General features: G+C 65.2%; 22 protein-coding genes. 8 read left to right on the forward strand and 14 right to left on the reverse strand.

Features of this window, described 5'->3' with window-relative positions; translation table 11 throughout:
• Nucleotides 1–125 precede the first annotated feature (125 nt).
• Both OJI97_RS04890 and OJI97_RS04895 read left to right on the forward strand, forming a co-directional pair.
• The gene (locus tag OJI97_RS04890; protein WP_297661671.1) at nt 126–902 is read left to right on the forward strand and encodes a DUF1134 domain-containing protein; all 777 of its coding nucleotides are present in this window, start codon (nt 126–128) and stop codon (nt 900–902) included.
• Nucleotides 903–1020: 118 nt separating this feature from the next.
• On the forward strand, nt 1021–1956 hold the full coding sequence (locus OJI97_RS04895) for a hypothetical protein (RefSeq protein WP_297661673.1): 936 nt from the start codon (nt 1021–1023) through the stop codon (nt 1954–1956).
• A gap of 209 nt (nt 1957–2165) precedes the next feature.
• Here OJI97_RS04895 and OJI97_RS04900 read toward each other — a convergent pair whose 3' ends face one another.
• The 3 genes from OJI97_RS04900 to petA are packed head-to-tail and all read right to left on the reverse strand — an operon-like array spanning nt 2166 to nt 4861.
• Complete coding sequence (locus tag OJI97_RS04900) at nt 2166–2978, reverse strand: cytochrome c1 (RefSeq protein WP_297661674.1); 813 nt, start codon at nt 2976–2978, stop codon at nt 2166–2168.
• A 31-nt stretch (nt 2979–3009) separates the two neighbouring features.
• Entirely contained in the window at nt 3010–4290 is a 1281-nt protein-coding gene (locus OJI97_RS04905; RefSeq protein ID WP_297661675.1) for a cytochrome b/b6, read from the reverse strand.
• Between the two features lie 13 nt (nt 4291–4303).
• Nucleotides 4304–4861, reverse strand: coding sequence for a ubiquinol-cytochrome c reductase iron-sulfur subunit (gene petA / locus OJI97_RS04910; protein ID WP_297661676.1), 558 nt, complete (start codon nt 4859–4861; stop codon nt 4304–4306).
• Nucleotides 4862–5085: 224 nt separating this feature from the next.
• Here petA and OJI97_RS04915 point away from each other — a divergent pair, with 224 nt between their 5' ends.
• Nucleotides 5086–5544, forward strand: coding sequence for a tRNA (cytidine(34)-2'-O)-methyltransferase (locus OJI97_RS04915; protein ID WP_297661678.1), 459 nt, complete (start codon nt 5086–5088; stop codon nt 5542–5544).
• Nucleotides 5541–6401 (forward strand): oxygen-dependent coproporphyrinogen oxidase, encoded by an 861-nt coding sequence (gene hemF / locus OJI97_RS04920; RefSeq protein ID WP_297661679.1) that lies wholly within the window; start codon nt 5541–5543, stop codon nt 6399–6401. The genes OJI97_RS04915 and hemF overlap by 4 nt, the downstream gene beginning before the upstream one ends.
• 54 nt (nt 6402–6455) lie before the next feature.
• Here hemF and OJI97_RS04925 read toward each other — a convergent pair whose 3' ends face one another.
• Together OJI97_RS04925 and OJI97_RS04930 are read right to left on the reverse strand one after the other, a co-directional pair.
• Complete coding sequence (locus tag OJI97_RS04925; protein ID WP_297661681.1) at nt 6456–7352, reverse strand: hypothetical protein; 897 nt, start codon at nt 7350–7352, stop codon at nt 6456–6458.
• A gap of 60 nt (nt 7353–7412) precedes the next feature.
• Nucleotides 7413–8156, reverse strand: a complete 744-nt coding sequence (locus OJI97_RS04930) for a hypothetical protein (RefSeq protein WP_297661683.1) — start codon at nt 8154–8156, stop codon at nt 7413–7415.
• A gap of 108 nt (nt 8157–8264) precedes the next feature.
• Here OJI97_RS04930 and lipB point away from each other — a divergent pair, with 108 nt between their 5' ends.
• Both lipB and OJI97_RS04940 read left to right on the forward strand, forming a co-directional pair.
• Nucleotides 8265–8918: a lipoyl(octanoyl) transferase LipB gene (lipB, locus tag OJI97_RS04935; RefSeq protein WP_297661685.1), complete on the forward strand. Its 654-nt coding sequence runs from the start codon at nt 8265–8267 to the stop codon at nt 8916–8918.
• A gap of 10 nt (nt 8919–8928) precedes the next feature.
• The gene (locus OJI97_RS04940) at nt 8929–9258 is read left to right on the forward strand and encodes a hypothetical protein (protein ID WP_297661687.1); all 330 of its coding nucleotides are present in this window, start codon (nt 8929–8931) and stop codon (nt 9256–9258) included.
• 110 nt (nt 9259–9368) lie between these two features.
• On the opposite strand, the gene queE is transcribed toward OJI97_RS04940, so the two are convergent.
• The 8 genes from queE to OJI97_RS04980 form a co-directional block, all read right to left on the reverse strand.
• Nucleotides 9369–10001: a 7-carboxy-7-deazaguanine synthase gene (gene queE, locus OJI97_RS04945; RefSeq protein ID WP_297661689.1), complete on the reverse strand. Its 633-nt coding sequence runs from the start codon at nt 9999–10001 to the stop codon at nt 9369–9371.
• A gap of 4 nt (nt 10002–10005) precedes the next feature.
• Nucleotides 10006–10689 carry a 7-cyano-7-deazaguanine synthase QueC gene (queC, locus tag OJI97_RS04950; RefSeq protein WP_297661691.1) on the reverse strand — a complete coding sequence of 228 codons (684 nt, stop codon included), beginning with the start codon at nt 10687–10689 and terminating at the stop codon, nt 10006–10008.
• 181 nt (nt 10690–10870) lie between these two features.
• Entirely contained in the window at nt 10871–11275 is a 405-nt protein-coding gene (locus OJI97_RS04955) for a hypothetical protein (protein WP_297661693.1), read from the reverse strand.
• Nucleotides 11276–11412: 137 nt separating this feature from the next.
• Nucleotides 11413–12327 carry an Hsp33 family molecular chaperone HslO gene (locus tag OJI97_RS04960; RefSeq protein WP_297661754.1) on the reverse strand — a complete coding sequence of 305 codons (915 nt, stop codon included), beginning with the start codon at nt 12325–12327 and terminating at the stop codon, nt 11413–11415.
• Nucleotides 12328–12332: 5 nt separating this feature from the next.
• On the reverse strand, nt 12333–13259 hold the full coding sequence (argF, locus tag OJI97_RS04965) for an ornithine carbamoyltransferase (RefSeq protein ID WP_297661756.1): 927 nt from the start codon (nt 13257–13259) through the stop codon (nt 12333–12335).
• Nucleotides 13256–14443 carry an aspartate aminotransferase family protein gene (locus OJI97_RS04970; protein ID WP_297661695.1) on the reverse strand — a complete coding sequence of 396 codons (1188 nt, stop codon included), beginning with the start codon at nt 14441–14443 and terminating at the stop codon, nt 13256–13258. The genes argF and OJI97_RS04970 overlap by 4 nt, the downstream gene beginning before the upstream one ends.
• Nucleotides 14444–14700: 257 nt before the next feature.
• Nucleotides 14701–15687, reverse strand: a complete 987-nt coding sequence (locus OJI97_RS04975) for an LLM class flavin-dependent oxidoreductase (protein ID WP_297661697.1) — start codon at nt 15685–15687, stop codon at nt 14701–14703.
• 141 nt (nt 15688–15828) lie between these two features.
• Nucleotides 15829–16281 carry an Lrp/AsnC family transcriptional regulator gene (locus tag OJI97_RS04980; RefSeq protein ID WP_257550539.1) on the reverse strand — a complete coding sequence of 151 codons (453 nt, stop codon included), beginning with the start codon at nt 16279–16281 and terminating at the stop codon, nt 15829–15831.
• A gap of 72 nt (nt 16282–16353) precedes the next feature.
• Here OJI97_RS04980 and OJI97_RS04985 point away from each other — a divergent pair, with 72 nt between their 5' ends.
• Entirely contained in the window at nt 16354–16944 is a 591-nt protein-coding gene (locus OJI97_RS04985) for a LysE family translocator (protein ID WP_297661699.1), read from the forward strand.
• Nucleotides 16945–17007: 63 nt separating this feature from the next.
• Nucleotides 17008–18024, forward strand: coding sequence for an aldo/keto reductase (locus OJI97_RS04990; RefSeq protein WP_297661701.1), 1017 nt, complete (start codon nt 17008–17010; stop codon nt 18022–18024).
• Here OJI97_RS04990 and OJI97_RS04995 read toward each other — a convergent pair.
• Nucleotides 18009–18590, reverse strand: a complete 582-nt coding sequence (locus OJI97_RS04995; protein ID WP_297661703.1) for a hypothetical protein — start codon at nt 18588–18590, stop codon at nt 18009–18011. The two genes, OJI97_RS04990 and OJI97_RS04995, sit on opposite strands and share 16 nt — an antisense overlap.
• Nucleotides 18591–18596 lie beyond the last annotated feature (6 nt).

The raw sequence follows: 18596 nt of genomic DNA on the forward strand, positions 1-18596 counted from the left end.
GGCAAAAAGGATTCGGTCCAACGCAAAATCGACTCAAGTCATCGCCCGTTCATTGCCCGCGATTCACAGTCGGAGTCATGGTAAACCCGTCCGGCGCATCAGGCGCCGACCGATTTGGGGGACATATGCGTAAGACGCTCGCCACTTTTGCCGCCACCACCCTGGCATCGATCGGGCTTATGCTCGCGCCGGTCGCGGCGAATGGCCAAATGACCTCGGTCGACCCCAACACCGCGATCGATTCCGATCTCGACAATCCCCAGCCCGTGACTCCGGCGCCTTCCGTGAACGATCCAGCACCTGCCGATCCGACCCTGAACAGCGACCTTGCCACCGGCGACGAACAATATTCGACGACACCCGACACCGGCGTCGCGACCACCACCGCCGATAGCGCGACGGCGGCCGCTTCCGATGGTTCGACCTACAAGAAAGACGACCTGATCGGCGCCGCCGAGGGCGTGTTCGGCAAGGGCGCGCAGGGCCTGGCGGGACTGATCGAGGACATCCTCAAGAAGCAGGGCGAGCCCAACGCCTATATCGTCGGGCGCGAGGCCGGCGGCGCGCTGGGCATCGGCGTCCGCTATGGCTCGGGCACGCTGCACCACAAGATCGAGGGCGAACGGCCGGTTTACTGGACCGGCCCGTCGATCGGCTTCGACGCGGGCGCCAACGCGGGCAGCACCTTCGTCCTCGTCTACAATCTCTTCGACACCGAGGATATCTACAAGCGCTATCCGGCGGGCGAAGGGGCAGCCTATCTCGTCGGCGGCTTCAACGCGAGCTATCTGCGCCGCGGCGATGTCGTGTTGATCCCGATCCGGGTCGGCGTCGGCGCGCGGCTGGGGATCAATGTCGGCTATATGAAGATCCGCAAGAAGCAGAATTGGGTGCCCTTCTAAGGCGCCGAGAGCTTGCCAAGGGGGCGAGCATAGCCCGCGCTTCGGCGCGGGCTTTTTCTTTGGAAGCCCACGGGACGAACCTGATTGCCCACGGTCGGCTGCCGTGCAAATATGTGGTATGGCGTCCTTGCTGTCCTCGCTCCTCACCGCCGTGTCGGCGCTGGCGCTCGGCTCAACCGGGAGTTGGGACTTGAGGGCCGGCGATCAGACGTTCTTCCGCATCGAAATCAGGGAGACGCCGGACGGCGCGACCGCGACGTGGGAGCGACCCGAGCATTTCCAAACCGATGGTGAGAATTTTTCGCGTGTCAGCGGCCCGGTGATCCGGCGCCAGACACGCAGCGTTCGCTCGGTGGGCGCCGATATCGAAATCGTCTTCGATGATCCGACGCCCGGATCCGCACCGGACATTCTGCGCCTGCACCCGGTCGATACGGATCATATGGAGATGACGATCGCAGGCGCTCCTTTCGAACCCTTCCCCCTGATCAGGACGCGCGCGGATGCGGCTTCGCTGGGGCCATGGGATTCGGGGCGCAGCTATGCCATCACCTTCGTTCGTCCGAGCAACGCGGAAATGAGCGCGATTTTCGATGCCGATCAGGCCGATCGCGAAAGCGCCGACATCGATTGGTCCATCGTCGGCCCCGCCGACGACGAGCGGCGCGGCAGAGCCAGGCGATTGCTGGATTCGGGCGCGCTGCAAAGCGGCGACGATTATTATCACGCCGCCTTCGTTTTCCAGCACGGCAGCGACGCCAATGATTATCTGATGGCGCACCTGCTCGCGACGATCGCCATCGCAAGGGGGAGGTCCGATGCCGTCTGGATCGCCTCGGCGACACTCGACAGATATTTGCAGGCTATCGGCAAGCCGCAAATTCTAGGCACGCAATACACCATTTCCGCTGGCGCTCCGGCGACACAGGAGCCCTACGATCGCGCCCTGATATCGGATGCGATGCGCAAGGCACTCCATGTTCCGTCGATCAAGGAACAGGAGGAGCGGCGACGGCAATACGGGGAAGCGGCCCCAGCGCCCCAAAAGAATTAGAGGCGGCGGGTCTGGCTGTCTTCGGGCCGCGAAGCGATCGCAGACCTGATTGAACAAGCGACCGTGTCGTCGATCAAGCCCCGGCAATATCGAGAAATTTCAGGTCCGGGCTACGGAAGCCTCGGATGATGCGGATCGACGCCGCATGACCGACGACCCCGCCGAGGACGGGAGGACGACCCCATGTGGAGTCGCCCTCCCCTCGTTTATCAATGCTTCTTGTCGGCCCAGATGTTCCGGTACGACATATAGGTCAGGCCGGTGAAGATGAGCAGAAAGATGAAGGCTGCCCAGCCCACCTGATGGCGCTTCACCAGCTTCGGCTCGGCGGTCCACACCAGGAAGGCGGCGACGTCGCTGGCCATCGCCTTCACATCGTTCGGCGAACCGTCGGCGAAGGTCACCTGGCCGTCGTGCAGCGGCGGCGCCATCGCGAGGTTGAGGTTCGCGAAATAGGGGTTGAAGTGCAGGCCCGTCGGCGGCTGCAGTTCCTTCGGCAGGTTCGCCGGGGGATTCTGGAAGCCGGTCAGCAGCGAATAGACATAGTTCTTGCCGCCTTCGCGCGCCTTGGTGATCAGCGACAGGTCGGGCGGCAGCGCATTGTTGTTCGCCGCGCGCGCCGCGGTTTCATTGGCATAGGGCGCCGGGAAATGATCCGACGGCAGGCCGGTGCGCGTCGACGGTTCGCCGGTGTCGGGGTTGATCGACGGGATCGTGTCATAGCTCTTGGCAAAGCTCTTGATCTGCCCCTCGCTATAGCCGAGATCCGCGATGTCGCGGAAGGCGACGAGGTTCAGGCTGTGGCACGCCGAACAGACTTCCTTATACACCTGCATCCCGCGCTGCAGCTTGGCCTTGTCCCAATGCGGGAGCAGGCCGTCGCTGGACAGCGCCAGATGCTTCGGCTCCTTGTGGAACGCGTGCGAGGCGTTGGGTTCATTGGTGAGCGGTGTCGTGAAGATCGCGCACAGCAGGGCTGCAATGAAACCCAGACCGACGAGAAAACCGAGCGGACGAACCATGGCTGTATCAGCTCCTATTAAAGTCCGGCGCTCAGGCCGTGGCCGCCGACTTGTCGTCGGCATGCTTTGCGAGGACCGCTTCGGTGATCGAGTTCGGCATCGGCAACGGCCGTTCGATCCGCGAAATGATCGGCAGGATGATCAGGAAGTGGGCGAAATAATACGCCGCGCAGAACTGGCTGAGGAACACATAGGGTTGTTCAGCCGGGCTCTTGCCACACCATCCGAGGACGAACACATCGAGGACGAGCAACCAGAAGAAGATGCGGTTGAGCGGACGATAGTTCGACGATTTCACCGGCGAGCTGTCGAGCCACGGCAGGAAGAACAGCAGCGCGATCGCCGCGAACATCGCGATGACGCCCCACAGCTTCGCGTCGATCCACAGGAAGTTGAAGGTGAAGGCGCGCAGGATCGCGTAGAAGGGCCAGAAATACCATTCGGGCACGATATGCGCGGGGGTCGAGAGCGGATTCGCGGGGATATAGTTATCCGCGTGACCGAGCAGGTTCGGGCTGAAGAAGGTCAGCGCGACGAAGACGAGCAGGAACACGCCGACGCCGAAGCCGTCTTTCGCGGTGTAATAGGGGTGGAACGGGACGGTGTCCTGTTCGTCCTTCACCTCGATGCCCGTCGGGTTCGACGACCCCGGAATATGCAGCGCCCAGATGTGCAGGATGATGACCCCCGCGATCACGAAGGGCAGCAGATAGTGCAGCGAGAAGAAGCGGTTGAGCGCGGCATTGTCGGGCGCGAAGCCGCCGAGCAGCCAGACGCGGATCGGATCGCCGACGACCGGAATCGCCGAGAAGAAGCCGGTGATCACCTGCGCGCCCCAGAAGCTCATCTGGCCCCAGGGAAGGACATAGCCCATGAAGGCGGTCGCCATCATCAGGAGGAAGATCACGACGCCGAGCAGCCACACCATTTCGCGCGGCGCCTTGTACGATCCGTAATAGAGGCCGCGGAAGATGTGCAGATAGACGACGATGAAGAACATGCTCGCGCCGTTCATATGCGCGTAGCGGATGAACCAGCCGGCGTTCACGTCGCGCATGATATGCTCGACCGAGTTGAAGGCGACGCCCGCATTGGCGGCATAATGCATCGCCAGCACGATGCCGGTGACGATCTGGATGACCAGCGCGGCACCCGCGAGGACGCCGAAGTTCCAGAAATAGTTGAGGTTGCGCGGAACCGGATAGCCGGGACCAGTGGCATTATAGACGAGCCGCGGAATCGGCAGCTTCTCGTCCATCCACTTCATCAGCGGATGCTGGGGTTCATATGGTTTGGCCCAGGGAAAGCTCATCTTATCTCGCTCCTCAGCCGATCGTCACGACGGTGTCGCTGTTGAATTCATAGGGCGGCACAGCCAGATTCTTGGGTGCCGGGCCCTTACGGATGCGCGCCGCGGTGTCGTAGTGCGACCCGTGGCACGGGCAGAAATAACCGCCGTAATCGCCGCGATTCTCACCCTCGGCGGCGCCGAGCGGCACGCAGCCGAGATGGGTGCAGACGCCCAGCGTGATCAGCCAGTTTTCCTTGCCGGGCTTGGTGCGCTCGTCGATCGTCTGCGGGTCGCGCAGTTCGCTCAAGGGAACCTTCTTCGCTTCCGCGATCTCGACCGGGGTCAGGTTGCGGACGAACACCGGCTGTTTGCGCCAGCTCGTCTTGATCGCCTGCCCCGGCTGGATCGCCGAAATGTCGATTTCGGTCGACGACAGCGCGAGCACGTCGGCGGAAGGATTCATCTGGTTGACCAGGGGAAGCACCACCGCCGCCGCACCGACACCGGCGAAACTGACCGCCGCGATATTGATGAAGTCCCGGCGCCGCACGCCATCTTCGATGCCGGCGGTAGTTTCGGTTTCACTGGCCATTCGACTGCCCTTGCATGGGTGAACTGACAAAGTCCCCGAAGAAGGATGGCCCGCCCCGTTGCGCGCGCACAAAACGGCGCAGCCCGGCGGCCCCTCCGGGAATTGCGGGCCTGATAGCCGCACAGTCCGGGCTTGCCAACAGGCAATTTCCCCTTCGTCTCATCGATCGGCCCTTCGGACCCTAAGCTCTCGATTCCTTCGCCCGCCGGGACTATGGCGACGGCATGGAAATCGCCCTGTTTCAGCCCGATATCGCGGGCAATGTCGGCACGATCCTGCGCACCGCCGCCTGTTTCGGGGCGCCCGCGCATATCATCGAGCCGTGCGGTTTCCCCTTCGGCGACGCGGCGCTGAAGCGCGCCGGAATGGATTATGCGGTGCGCGCCAATGTCCGGCGGCACCCCGGCTGGGATGCATTCCGCCAATGGGCGCAGATCGGCGGCCAGCGCCTCGTCCTGCTTTCGACTGCGGGCGCGACTCCGCTGCCCGGCTTTGATTTCGATCAAGGCGATGTGCTGCTGTTCGGATCAGAGAGCGCCGGCGTTCCGCACCATGTCCACGAGGCCGTCGCCGCGCGGGTCGCGATTCCGATGCAGCCCGGCTTTCGCTCCTTGAATGTCGCGGTCGCGGCTGGCATCGCGCTCGCCGAGGCGCTCCGCCAAACGAAAGGCTTTTCCGCATGATTTCGCTCGATCCCCAGCAACAGGCGGCGCGAAGCTGGTTCGAGTCGCTGCGCGACCGCATCTGCGCCGCGTTCGAAGCGATCGAGCGCGAGGCCGGCAGCGACGCGAGCTTCGCCTATACCCCATGGGACCGCGAGGCCGAAGGGATCGCGCCCGGCGCGGGCGGCGGCGGCGTGCGCGCGGTGATGACGGGGCAGGTCTTCGAAAAGGTCGGGGTCAACGTCTCGACCGTCGGCGGCGAATTCGCACCCGATTTCGCGGCGTCGATCCACGGCGCGGGCGAAGACCCCAGTTTTTTCGCGACCGGAATCAGCCTGGTGGCGCATATGGCGAACCCGCATGTGCCCGCGGTGCATATGAACACGCGCTTCCTCGCGACGACGAAGCGCTGGTTCGGCGGCGGCGCCGACCTCAATCCGCCGATTCCCTATGCGGAAGACACCGACGCCTTTCACGCGCGCTTTCGCGCCGCCTGCGCGCCCTATGGCCCCGACGTCTACGAACGCTACGCCAAATGGGCCGACGATTATTTCTATATCCCGCATCGCGGCGTGCATCGCGGCGTCGGCGGCATCTTCTACGACCATCTCGAATGCGGCGACGATGCCGAGTTCGACCGCAATTTCGCCTTCACCCAAGGCGTCGGCGAAGCTTTCCTCGATATCTTCCCGCAGATCGTGCGGCGCCGCATGACCCTGCCCTTCACCGACGCCGATCGCGAGGAACAGCTCGTCTGGCGCGGGCGCTATGCCGAATTCAACCTCGTCTACGATCGCGGAACGCTGTTCGGGCTCAAGACCGGCGGCAATATCGACGCGATCCTGATGAGCCTGCCGCCGCTCGCCAAATGGAGCTGACGCGAAAAAGGGCGCCCCGCCTGCGGAGCGCCCTCATTTCGGATCAGCCTCCGGTCAGGCGAAAACGCCGGCGTTGCTGTCGGTGTTGACGCAGCGATAGATCGCCGCCGGCGTCGCGACCGACAGCAGGATCAGCGGAACATAGATCAGCAGGCCGAAAATAACGGCGAACAGGATCGTGCCCGCGCCCGCGCCGGGGCTTCCCATCGCGCCGAAGATGCCCCCCGCCGCTCCGGCGATACCGCCGAAGATCAGGTTGGCGACCATCAGGAAAACGAACGACAGGATCGCGATGATCAGGTTGAAGCCGACGATCGTCCACTGCGACGCGCCGGTCAATTTCCAGGACGCGCCCAAGGCGGCGAACGGGTTCGACCGGCGGTGCGCCGCCATCCACGGTCCCGCGACCCCCAGCCGCCCGAACAGCCACAGGAAAAAGACGAGGATCGCGATATAGACGATGATCCCAAAGACGATCAGTCCGCCCGAAACGCCGCCGTTCATGAAGATTTCGGGCGACAGGCCGCTCACCCCGAACAGTGCGACCGCGAACAGCCCGACGATCAGGAGAATGATATACATCGCGATGACCATCCCGATGTAGAGGATGAACAGCGCCCCGACATAGGCAGCGCCGGCGCCGAGCGACCAGCCGATGTCCGCGGCCGGATCGCCCCCGACCAGACCGCTGCGCCAGATGAGAAGGCTCGCCGCGAACATCACCGTCCCCGCGATGATCGCAAAGAAGAAGATTTTGCCGAAGATACCCAGCACGATGGAGGGATCGTTGGGCGACGCCATCATCGACGCGAAGGTACTGCCGAGCAGCAGCCAGCCCAGCAACGCGATCGCCACCAGCGCCCCGCCCAGATACAGCAACATCCGCGCCCAATTGGCGCCCAGAAAGGCGAACGTCTCCGAAAAGGCCGCCCCTATGCTCATTTTGGCCATGTCTCTTCCCCTGTTGTTAACCCCGACTGTCCTTCACATATTTCGTCCTGATGGGATGGATTACTGGAAAATATCCCCCGCGCCCCGCGCCGCCAGTTGCCGATAGACCGATGCGAGCACCGCCGTGTTGAGCAGGCCGAAGCCCGCGGACACGGCCGAATTGATTACGCTGCCGATCAGATAGCCGAAAGAGCCGCGGACGCCGAAGATGCCGGTCACCTGCTGAACGATCAGCGAAATGACGATCAGGACGATCAGGAACAGGAAAACGAAGAAGGCGACCCGCCAGCCGTTGCCGCTCGTCAATTGCCAGCTGCCCATCAGGGCGGCGAACGGATTCTTGATATTGCGATCCGCCAGCAAGGGATAGGCGGCGGCGAGCCGGCCAAAGAGATAGATCGCCGGCACGATCAGCAGCAGGAACGCAATCCCCATCAACAGCGATTGCACCACGAACATCGCGATCATCGTCGGGATCATCGCCAGCGTAAAGAGCAGCGCCTCGCCGACGCTGGTGCCCGCCCGGGCAAGCCACAGCCGCAGAATCGCGAGCGATCCCAGCGTCGATGCCATGGTGATCGCCAGAAGCCACGGGAATTGCTGCTTCAAATCCGCGATGAGCATCGCATTGAGCTGTTCCGGGGTGATATTGCCGGGCGGCGAAAGCGGCACGGGGCCGAGCAGCGCCATCATCATGCCGGGCAGGAAAAAGAACAGCCCGGCCAGCACGCCGGTCAGCGGCAAGTGCGCGCGAACCAGCATCGTCGCATCGTCCCACGCCGCGCCCATGTCGAATTTTGTCATTGATACCCCATCATTTTCTTTTCCCGGTTGCGGTCGAAACTGACGGCCTTCGCCCCCAATGTCCAGCCTCTTGCATCTGCGCCCGCGAAGCGGCACTTACCCCTCGCAATGACCCGGCTTTCCACCCCCGAATGGACCGTCGCACCCGGCCGGACCGATTATGCCGCCGCGCTCGCCGACATGGAGGCGCGCGCGGCGGCGATCCAGGCGGGCACGGGGCGCGAGCGCGTCTGGCTGATCGAGCACCCGCCGCTCTATACCGCCGGGACCAGCGCCGATCCCGCCGAATTGCTCGACCCGCGCTTTCCGGTGTTCGATGCCGGGCGCGGCGGGCGCTATACCTATCATGGTCCCGGCCAGCGCGTCGGCTATGTCCAGCTCGACCTCGCGAAACGCGGGCGCGACGTGCGCGCCTATGTCTCGGCGCTCGAGGGCTGGGTGATCGATGCGCTCGCGCTGCTCGGCGTCGCCGCGCGCCGCGCCGAGGGGCGCATCGGCATCTGGACCGACGATCCGGACGGGCGCGAAGCCAAGATCGGCGCGATCGGCGTCCGGGTGAAGCGCTGGGTCACGCTCCACGGCTTTTCGCTCAACGTCGATCCCGACATGACGCATTTCTCGGGGATCGTGCCGTGCGGGATCGCCGAGTTTCCGGTCACCAGCCTCGCGATGCTGGGGAAGCAGGCGTCGTTCGCCGAGGTCGATCGCGCGCTGGCCGGCGCCTTCCCCGCCTTTCTCGACAAGCTGCGGGCGAGCGACTAGGAACGGCGCCATGACGCGGATCATCCTCAGCTCGCTCCTCCTGCTTTCGCTCGCGGCCTGCGGCAGCGAACCATCGGGCAAATCGACGGCCAAGCTCGATGCGGTGGAGGTTCAGCCCGGCTCGATCAGCGATTCGATGATCATCCTCGACAATGCGGCGGGCGACGGGACCGCGGTCGACAACAGCGTCCCCGACGATGGCGCCAAGAAGGACAGCGCCAAGCCCGCGACCGACACGGCGGAGGGCGACGAGGTCGCATCGGACAATCCCGATGCCGTGGAGGCGCCGTTGGCGCAGAAGGCGGTGACCGCCGACAGCGCGGCGAAGAAGGCCGAATAGCCCGAGTCCGCTCGTCATTGCGAGCGGAGCGAAGCAATCCAGAGCGGTTTACGCCTGCCCCGGATTGCCGCGCGGCTTCGCCGCTCGCAATGACGGTGGATGTAATCTCTCTATCGCAGCCCCAGCGATTTGTGCGTCTGCAGCGACAGCCGCCAGCGCGGATCGGCCATCACCAGATCGATGCAGGCCTGCACATTGGCCGCCGCGTTGGGATCGTCGAGCGGCTGAATCAGCCGGTGCGCGAAATCGAGCTCCGCGAGCGCCGCGACGTCGCTGCCCGGCTGCGGCCAGACGAGTTTCAGTTCGTCGCCGCTGCGCTGGACCAGCTCGCTGCCCGCCTTGGGGCTGACGCAGATCCAGTCGATGGTGCGCGGCACCGCGTGGGTGCCGTTGGTTTCGATCGCGATCGTGAAACCCCGTGCGTGCAAGGCGTCGATCAGCGGCGCATCGACCTGGAGCATCGGCTCGCCGCCGGTCAGCACGACATAGCGGTCGCCCGCCCCTTCGCCCCAGCTTTCGCCGATCACCCGCGCCAGCGCCGCCGCATCGGCATATTTCGCACCGAGCGTGCCGTCGGTGCCGACGAAATCGGTATCGCAGAATTTGCAGACCGCCTTCGCGCGATCCCGCTCGCGCCCGGTCCACAGGTTGCAGCCCGCGAAGCGGCAGAAGACCGCGCGGCGCCCCGCCTGCGCGCCCTCGCCCTGCAGGGTCAGGAATATCTCTTTGACGGCATAGGCCATGGGATCAGGCGTAGCGCGTCGGGTCGGCGAGCCCGGCCTCGGCGAAGCCCTTGCTGCGCAGCCGGCAACTGTCGCACGCGCCGCAATGCAGGCCGTCCGGGGTCGGGTCGTAGCACGACCAGCTCATCCCCGCGTCCATGCCGAGCCGCGCCGCCTCGGCCGCGATATCGGCCTTGGTCATATATTGGAGCGGGGCCTGGATGCGAAAGGCGACGCCCTTGTCGCCGTCGCGCGTCGCCAGCGCCGCCAGTTTCTCGAAGCCCGCGATGAAATCGGGGCGGCAGTCGGGATAGCCCGAATAGTCGAGCGCGTTGACGCCGATCATGATGTCCTGCGCCTGCCGCGCCTCGGCCAGCCCGAGCGTCAGCGACAGGAAGATGAGGTTGCGCGCGGGCACGTAAGTGACCGGAACCTCGTCCCCCACCCCGTCCTTGGGCACGTCGATGTCGGCGGTCAGCGCCGAGCCGCCGAAACGGCGAAGGTCGAGCGGCAGCACGATATGCTCGGCCGCGCCGACCTCGGCCGCGATGCGCGCCGCCGATTCGAGCTCGACGCGGTGGCGCTGGTTATAGTCGACCGTGAGCGCGACGATCCGCGCCCCGGCTTCGCGCGCCAGCCCCGCGCAGACCATCGAGTCGAGCCCGCCCGACAGGAGGACGATCACCGTCTTTCCGGAAAGATTTTGCATCGGCGCCAGATAGGCCCCTGCCTTCGCGGGTGCAAGTGTTGCAGCGCACCAAAGAAATGGGCCGCGCGGCGGTTGCGGCACGGCCCAGTTCGGCATGAAGCCGTTAGGGAGAAGGACACACATCGGTGCGTCGCCTGTCCCGTTTAGCAGGGCGTGGTTAACAGGCCGTTACCGGCGCGGATCAGCAGCCGCCGGTGCGCCGCGCCTCGATCGCCTGCGAGAAGGGGCGGCCTTCGGCGATCCCCTGGGTGTCGATCTGGACCAGCCGGTTCGTTTCGCTGCGGATCGTCGTGCGGCCGTGCCCGGCGCCCGGACAGGTGTAATGGACCGTCACCGAATTCGGCGTATCCTCGATGATATAGCGCGAGCAGTTCGCGCGCGGATGCTCGATCTGGATCATCCGGCGCGCGTCGCCGAGGCACATCGTCTGCAACACCGCATCCTTGCCGCGCTCGCGGAGTTGCCAACTGCCCTTTTCGAGCCGGTCGAGCATTGCGAGCGACGGCGTCTGCGCCGGAACCGCGGTCGCTACGGCAAGGCCGAGCGCCGCAACGGACGTTCTGAAAAGCGGGAAAAAGATCGCCATATTTCCTTCCATCTGGTCGTCCTTCATGGACGGAAATGCGACCCCATCAAGCAAGAGGTAGCAAGCCAGATGGTGGATTTCAACCGCTTGGCGCTGATTTGCCCCGTTTCACCGTCGGGATGACCCAAATGGTGGTGCTAAGCCGCCGAACCATGCGCGGCGATCTCGTCGAGCGAGATGGGGAAGATGCGCGAGCAGAAGGCGCAGTCGACATTGACCAGCCCCGCCGCGTCGGCCATTTCGCCGCGCTCGGCTTCGGGAAATTTCGACAGCACGCCGGCGAAATAATCGACGCTGCACCGGCAGCCGCGCGAGACGAAGCGGCCGGCCTCGACGCGCACTTCGTCCTCGTGGAACAGCCGCCACGCCAGCGTCTCGAGCGAGGTCGCAGGGTCGGTCAGTTCCTCGCCCTTCAACGTCTCGGCGATCGTGCGCGCATGGTCCCACTCGGGATGGTCGTGGCGGACGTGCAGGCGATCGCGCCCGACCTCACCCTCAGGAAGATGCTGGAGCAGCAGGCCGCCCGCGACGCACCCCGCCTCCGCATCGTGGCGCGCGGCGAGCTTGATCAGGCTGGGGATCTGTTCCGACTGTTCGAAATAATGTTCGGCGGCGTCGCCGATCGACGCGCCTTCGAGCGGGACGATGCCCTGATAGCGCTCGGCGTTCGCCGCCTGGTCGAAGGTGATGGCAAGGAAGCCTTCGCCGAACAAGGCGAACAGGGTGGGATCGGTGCCCACCTCGGCCAGCCGCTCGGCATCGAATTTCAGATAGCCGCGCAGTTCGCCGCCCTTGTAGTCGCAGACGAGCAGTTCGACGGGCCCGCCGCCGGTCTGCGCCTGCAAGGTGAGCTGGCTCTCCTCGCCTTTCAGCGTCGAGCCGAGCAACGCGGTCAGCACCAGCGCCTCGGCGAGCAGCTTTTCGGCGACGGGTGGGTAGCTGTGCGCCGCCATCACCGTGTTCAGCACGGGGCCGAGGCGGATCAGGCGCCCGCGCACATGGCGATCGGCGATCGTGAAGACCAAAGGCTGGTCGAACCAGGTTTCCGAAATCTCGCTCACAACCTGCCGAGCGCCCACAGCAGGACCGATTTCTGCGCATGAACGCGGTTCTCGGCCTCGTCCCAGACGCGCGACTGCTGGCCGTCGATCACCGCGTCGACGACCTCCTCACCGCGATGTGCGGGCAGGCAATGGAGAAAGAGCGCGTCGCTTTTCGCCGCGCCCATCAATCGCTCGTCGACCTGATAGGGCGCCATCGCCGCGAGCTTGTTGTGCGCATGGTCCTGCCCCATCGACACCCAGGTGTCGGTGACGACGAGGTCGGCGCCGGCGACCGCTTCGCGCGCATCGCGGACGATGTCGATGCGCGCACCGCGCGACCGCGCCGCCGCGACGAAACCCGCGTCGGGTTCATAACCCTGCGGCACCCCGGCGCGAACATTGAAGCCGAACAGCCCCGCCGCCTCGATCAGCGAGGCGAGGACGTTGTTGCCGTCGCCGAGCCATGCAAGCTCCAGCCCCGGCAGCGCCTTGCCGCTCTCGACGATCGTCAGCAGGTCAGCGACGATCTGGCACGGGTGCGACAGGTCGGTCAGCCCGTTGATCACCGGAACGTCGGCGTGGGCGGCCAGTTCCTCGATCTTGTCATGATGATCGGTGCGGATCATGATCGCGTCGGCATAGCGCGACAGCACGCGCGCGGTGTCGGCGATCGTCTCGCCGCGGCCGAGTTGGCTCGTCCCGGCGTCGAGGATCATCGGCACCCCGCCCAATTGACGGATCGCGAGGTCGAACGAGCAGCGCGTGCGCGTCGAATTTTTCTCGAACACCATCGCCAGCACATGATCGGCGAGCGGCTTGTCGGCGTCGGGCCGCGCCTTCGGCCAGCCCGCGCGCGCCGCCTTGCGGTCGATCGCATCGGCGAGCATCGCCGCGACGGCGTCCCCGCCCGCGTCGGACAGGTTCAGGAAATTGGGCATCAGGCGTCCGGCGGCGTATAGCTCGCCGCCCCCGCCGACAATTTCTCGATACACTCGTCGATATGGCCCTGCTCGATGTTGAGCGGCGGCAGGATGCGGATGACATTGTCGCCCGCCGCCACCGTCAGCAGCCCATGATGGTCGCGCAGGTGCGCAACGAAGGCGCGGCTGTCGGACTTCATCTTGACGCCGAGCATCAGTCCCATGCCGCGCACGCTTTCGAACAGCGTGTCGTGGTTCGGGATCAGTTGTTCGAGCGCGCCGCGCAGCCGTTCGCCGGTCGTCCGGACCTGCTCGAGAAAGCCGTCTTCCAGGATCACGTCAAACACCGCCTGCCCCGCCGCCATCGCGAGCGGGTTGCCGCCATAGGTCGAACCGTGGGTGCCGATCGTCATGCCGCGCGCCGCCTTTTCGGTCGCGAGGCAGGCGCCCATCGGGAAACCGCCGCCGATGCCCTTCGCGCTGGCAAGAATGTCGGGCGCCAGGCCGTATTGTTCATAGGCATAGAGCGAGCCGGTGCGCGCGACACCGCACTGGACCTCGTCGAAGATCAGCATCAGGTCGCGCTCGTTGCAGATGTCGCGCAGGCCCTGAAGGAAGGGCTGCGACGCGGGGCGGATGCCGCCCTCACCCTGCACCGGCTCGACAAGGAAACCCGCGGTGCTGTCGTCGACCAGATCGAGCGCGGCGTTGAGATCGTCGAAGGGCGCATAGGCGAAGCCGGGGAGCAGCGGATCGAAGCCCTTGCGCAGCTTTTCCTGATTGGTCGCCGAGATGGTGCCGAGGGTGCGGCCGTGGAAGGCGTTGTTGAAGGTGATGAGCGTATGCTTGTGGGCATTGCCCGCGCTCGAATGATAGGCGCGCGCGGTCTTGATCGCGCATTCGACCGCCTCGGCGCCCGAATTGGTGAAGAACACCGTGTCAGCGAAGGTGTTGTCGACGAGCCGCTGCGCGAACGCCTCACCCTGCGGGCTGCCGTAGAGGTTCGACACATGGATCAGCGTCGCGGCCTGATCCTGGATCGCCTGGGTCAGGTGCGGGTGACCGTGGCCGAGCAGATTGACCGCGATGCCGCTCGCAAAGTCGAGATAGCGTTCGCCGCGCTCGCCGATCAGATAGGCCCCTTCGCCTCGCACCGGACGCACGGCGCACCGGGGGTAAACGGGCATCAGCGGCGTGATCGACATGTCAGGCACCTTTCCGTGAGGAACAAAGGAAAAAGGCGACCCCGGATGGGCCGCCCTTGTTCGGGCCGTCCCTATACTGCCGCGGCCGGAGCCGCGTCAACATGGGGGTGCTACGATGATCCGGACCTAGCCCAAGCCGATTCCCCGAGCGAAGCCGAGGGGCTCGTTCGAGCGTAGCGAGAACCCGCAGCGTCGCCGCCTCGACTTCGCTCGGCAAAGCCCCTCGGCTTCGCTCGGGGAATCGGGGCATATCTTGATCAGAGCGCCCTCGCCGCCTCCATCGCGAGCGCGACCGAGCGTTTGCGCGCATCATGGTCGTACATCGATGAGGCGATGATGACCTCATCGACGCTGGTGCGCGCCTGAAACGCCTTGAGCCCCGCGGCGACGTCCTCGACGGTGCCGACCGCCGAGCATTGCAGCACATGGTCGAGGATCGCGCGCGCATTGGGCGGCAGGCTGTCTTTGTAGCCCGCGAGCGGCGGCTTCATCTTGCCCGGATTGCCGGTGCGCAGCGCGACGAACGCCTGCTGCTGCGACGAGGCGAGCAGTTCGGCCTCCTCGCGCGTATCGGCGGCGAAGACGTTGAACGCCGCGGCGGCGTAAGGCTCGGCAAGCTGCTCCGACGGCTTGAACTGGCGGCGATAGATGTCGAGCGCCTCGTCGAGCGCGTCGGGCGCGAAATGGCTAGCGAAAGCGTAGGGCAGCCCCAGCATCGCCGCGAGCTGCGCCCCGAACAGGCTCGATCCCAAGATCCAGAGCGGAACCTTCGCCCCCTCGCCCGGCACCGCGCGGATGCCGAGCCGGTCGTCGCCCGCCAGAAAGGCCTGCAGTTCGACGACATCCTGCGGAAACTGCCGCTCGTCGCTCGCGAGGTTGCGGCGCAGCGCCCGCGCGACGACGCCGTCCGAGCCGGGCGCACGACCAAGGCCGAGATCGACGCGGCCGGGGAACAAGGCCTCCAACGTCCCGAACTGCTCGGCGATCACCATCGGCGCATGGTTCGGCAGCATGATCCCGCCCGCGCCGATGCGGATGGTGGAGGTCGCCTGCCCGATATGCCCGAGCACGACCGAGGTCGCGGCGCTCGCGATCCCGGCCATGCCGTGATGCTCGGCGACCCAGTACCGCTCATAGCCTAATGCCTCGGCATGGCGCGCAAGATCGGCGGCGTTGGCGAGCGATTGCGAGATCGTGCCCGTGTCGGTCACGGGGACGAGGTCGAGGAAGGAGAGTTTCACCATGCAACTGATATGCGGTTTGGAAGCCGCCGGTTCAACATCCCTTCGTCATTGCGAGCGAAGCGAAGCAATCCAGAGCGGTTTACGCGGGCTCTGGATTGCCGCGTCGCCTCCGGCTCCTCGCAATGACGATCGGATATGGTGCTACGCCCGCTCGTCCTTCGGCGAATCCATCAGCACATAGGTGGTGATCGAATGCACCTGCGGCAGCACGCCGAGCACCTCGGTATGGAAATGCTTGTAGGCCGCCAGATCCGCCGTCTCGACGCGGAGGAGATATTCGATCGTCCCGGTGATATTGTGGCATTCGCGCACCTCGGGCGCTTCGGCCATCGCCGCCTCGAACCCCGCCTGCGATTTCTTGGTGTGCGACGACAGGCCCACGGTCACATAGGCGAGGAAGGTCAGGCCGCGCTTCGCGGGATCGATCACCGCGCGATAGCCCTTGATCACGCCGCTGCGTTCGAGTTCCTGCACCCGGCGCAGACAGGCCGAGGGCGACAGGCCGACGCGATCGGCCAGCTCGATGTTCGAGATTCGCCCGTCGCGCGACAATTCCTGCAATATATTGCGGCTTATCGCGTCAATTTTGCTCATAGGTTGCATCATATACAGAATTTCGGTTCAACTTTGCAATCCGGCGTTCTGAAAGCCCGATATATTGCGTGCATGGAACAAACCGCCCTCGCCGCGCTGTCCGCCTTCGCCGTCGCCACCTCGATCACGCCGGGGCCGAACAATATGATGCTGATGGCATCGGGGGCCAATTTCGGCCTGCGCCGTACCGTGCCGCACGCGCTCGGCGTCGGGATCGGCTTCACGCTGATGATCGTGCTCGTCGGCGTCGGGCTGATGGAATTGTTCGACCTGTTTCCCGTTCTCAACACCGTGCTCAAGCTGGTCAGCATCGTCTATATGCTCTGGCTCGCGTGGAAGATCGCGAATGCCGCCGCGCCGAGCGATGGCGAGCACCCGCAAGGCACGCCGATGAGCTTCTTTCAGGCGGTGCTGTTCCAGTGGGTCAACCCCAAGGCCTGGTCGATGGCGCTGACCGCGATCGCGCTCTATGCGCCCGACCGCAATCTGGCCGCGGTGCTGCTCGTCGCGCTCGTCTTCGGAATCATCAACCTTCCCTCGACCAGCCTGTGGGCGGTGATGGGGGTGTCGCTGCGCGGCTGGCTGTCGAGTCCGGGGCGGCTGCGCGCCTTCAACTGGACGATGGCGGCGCTGCTGGTGGGGTCGCTCGCGCTGCTTCTCTGACCCGATTGCAAGGTTGCGGATCGCAACCTAAAGACGGCGCTCCCCCTACTGGAGAAGAGAGCCATGCAAAGCCGCCGCCTCGGAAAAAGCGCCATCCACGTCTCCGACATCTGCATGGGGACGATGACGTTCGGCAGCCAGACCGACGAGGCGGAAGCGCATCGCATCCTCGACCGCTGTTTCGACGAGGGGATCGATTTCTACGACACCGCGGAGGGCTATCCGGTGCCGCCCGACACCAAATGGGTCGGCCGCACCGAAGAGATCGTCGGGCGCTGGCTGAAGACCAAGAACCGCGATGCGATCATCCTCGCGACCAAGGTGTCGGGGCCGAGCCATCTCTGGTTCAAATCGCCGTGCCGCGGCGGGATGACGGCGCTCGACCGTCACAACATCCGCAGCGCGATCGAGGGCAGCCTGACGCGGCTGCAAACCGACTATGTCGACCTCTATCAAACCCACTGGCCAGACCCCGACGCGCCCTATGACGAGATGATGGACGCGCTCGACGAACTGGTGCGCGAGGGCAAGGTGCGCATCCTCGGCTGCTCGAACGAGACGAGCTGGGGGCTGATGAAATCGCTCGCCGCGTCGGAGCGGCTGGGCGTCGCGCGCCACCACACGATCCAGAATAATTTCAGCCTCAACAACCGCCGCTTCGAGGATGAACTGGCGCAGGTCTGCCGGCAGGAAGGCGTCAGCCTGATCCCTTATTCGCCGCTCGCCGGCGGGGTCTTGTCGGGCAAATATCAGGACGGCGCCCGGCCCAAGGGCGCGCGCTTCTCGCGCTATCTCGCGATGGAGGGCCGGCAGGCGGCGATGGGGCAGCGCTTCGTCAACGAGCGGAGCCTCGCCGCGACCGCGCGCTATCTGGCGATCGCCGAAGAGCATGGCCTGCATCCGGTGACGATGGCGACCGCCTGGTCGAAGCAGCACGACTTCGTCGCCTCGACGATCGTCGGGGTGAGCGCTTACGATCAGGTCGAGCCGATCCTCGCCGCGAAGGAACTGGTGCTCGGCGACGATCTGATGAAGGCGCTGCACAGGGTAGGCAGGGACATCCTCTATCCGATGGGCTGACCGATCCGGCGGAGCGTCGGCCATTCGAGGACGAGCGCTTCTCCGATCTTCAGGCCTCGCCACGCCTTCGACACCGCGTCGAAGGCTGCGAATATATCCGCCTGTCTTGCGTCGAGCCGCGCGCGCTCTTCATCGCCGAGTGTGGCCCGCGTCCGTGCCGCCTCGCCGAGCGCTGCCTGCTGCGCCGCACTGTCGGCGCGCGTCCGGCTGCGCCAGCCGATATCGAACAGGAAGGCCGCGAGCTCGGACAGCTCGCCTTCGCGTCCTTGCGCCTTGATCAGCGCGGCGCCCTTCGCAGCCTGTTTGCGTGCTGCGCGGCGATGGCTTCTGGCGTCGGCCCCTTCCGGCCCACCGATGTGGAACGAGCCGGCATTGCCGCCCGCCGCAATCTGTCCGAACACACCGTTCTTCAGCCCAAGAACCGCCTCGACGACGAAATGCACCATATCGTGCGGCAAGTCGGGATCGAAGCCCGGTGCCGGATCCATCACCAGCATCGGCCCCGACGGGCGCTCGATCCGCATCGCATAGCGCCGCGCGCCCGACCGGATGAAATGCACCTTCATCGCAGC

Source organism: Sphingopyxis sp. (assembly GCF_025869345.1).
Lineage (GTDB): Bacteria > Pseudomonadota > Alphaproteobacteria > Sphingomonadales > Sphingomonadaceae > Sphingopyxis.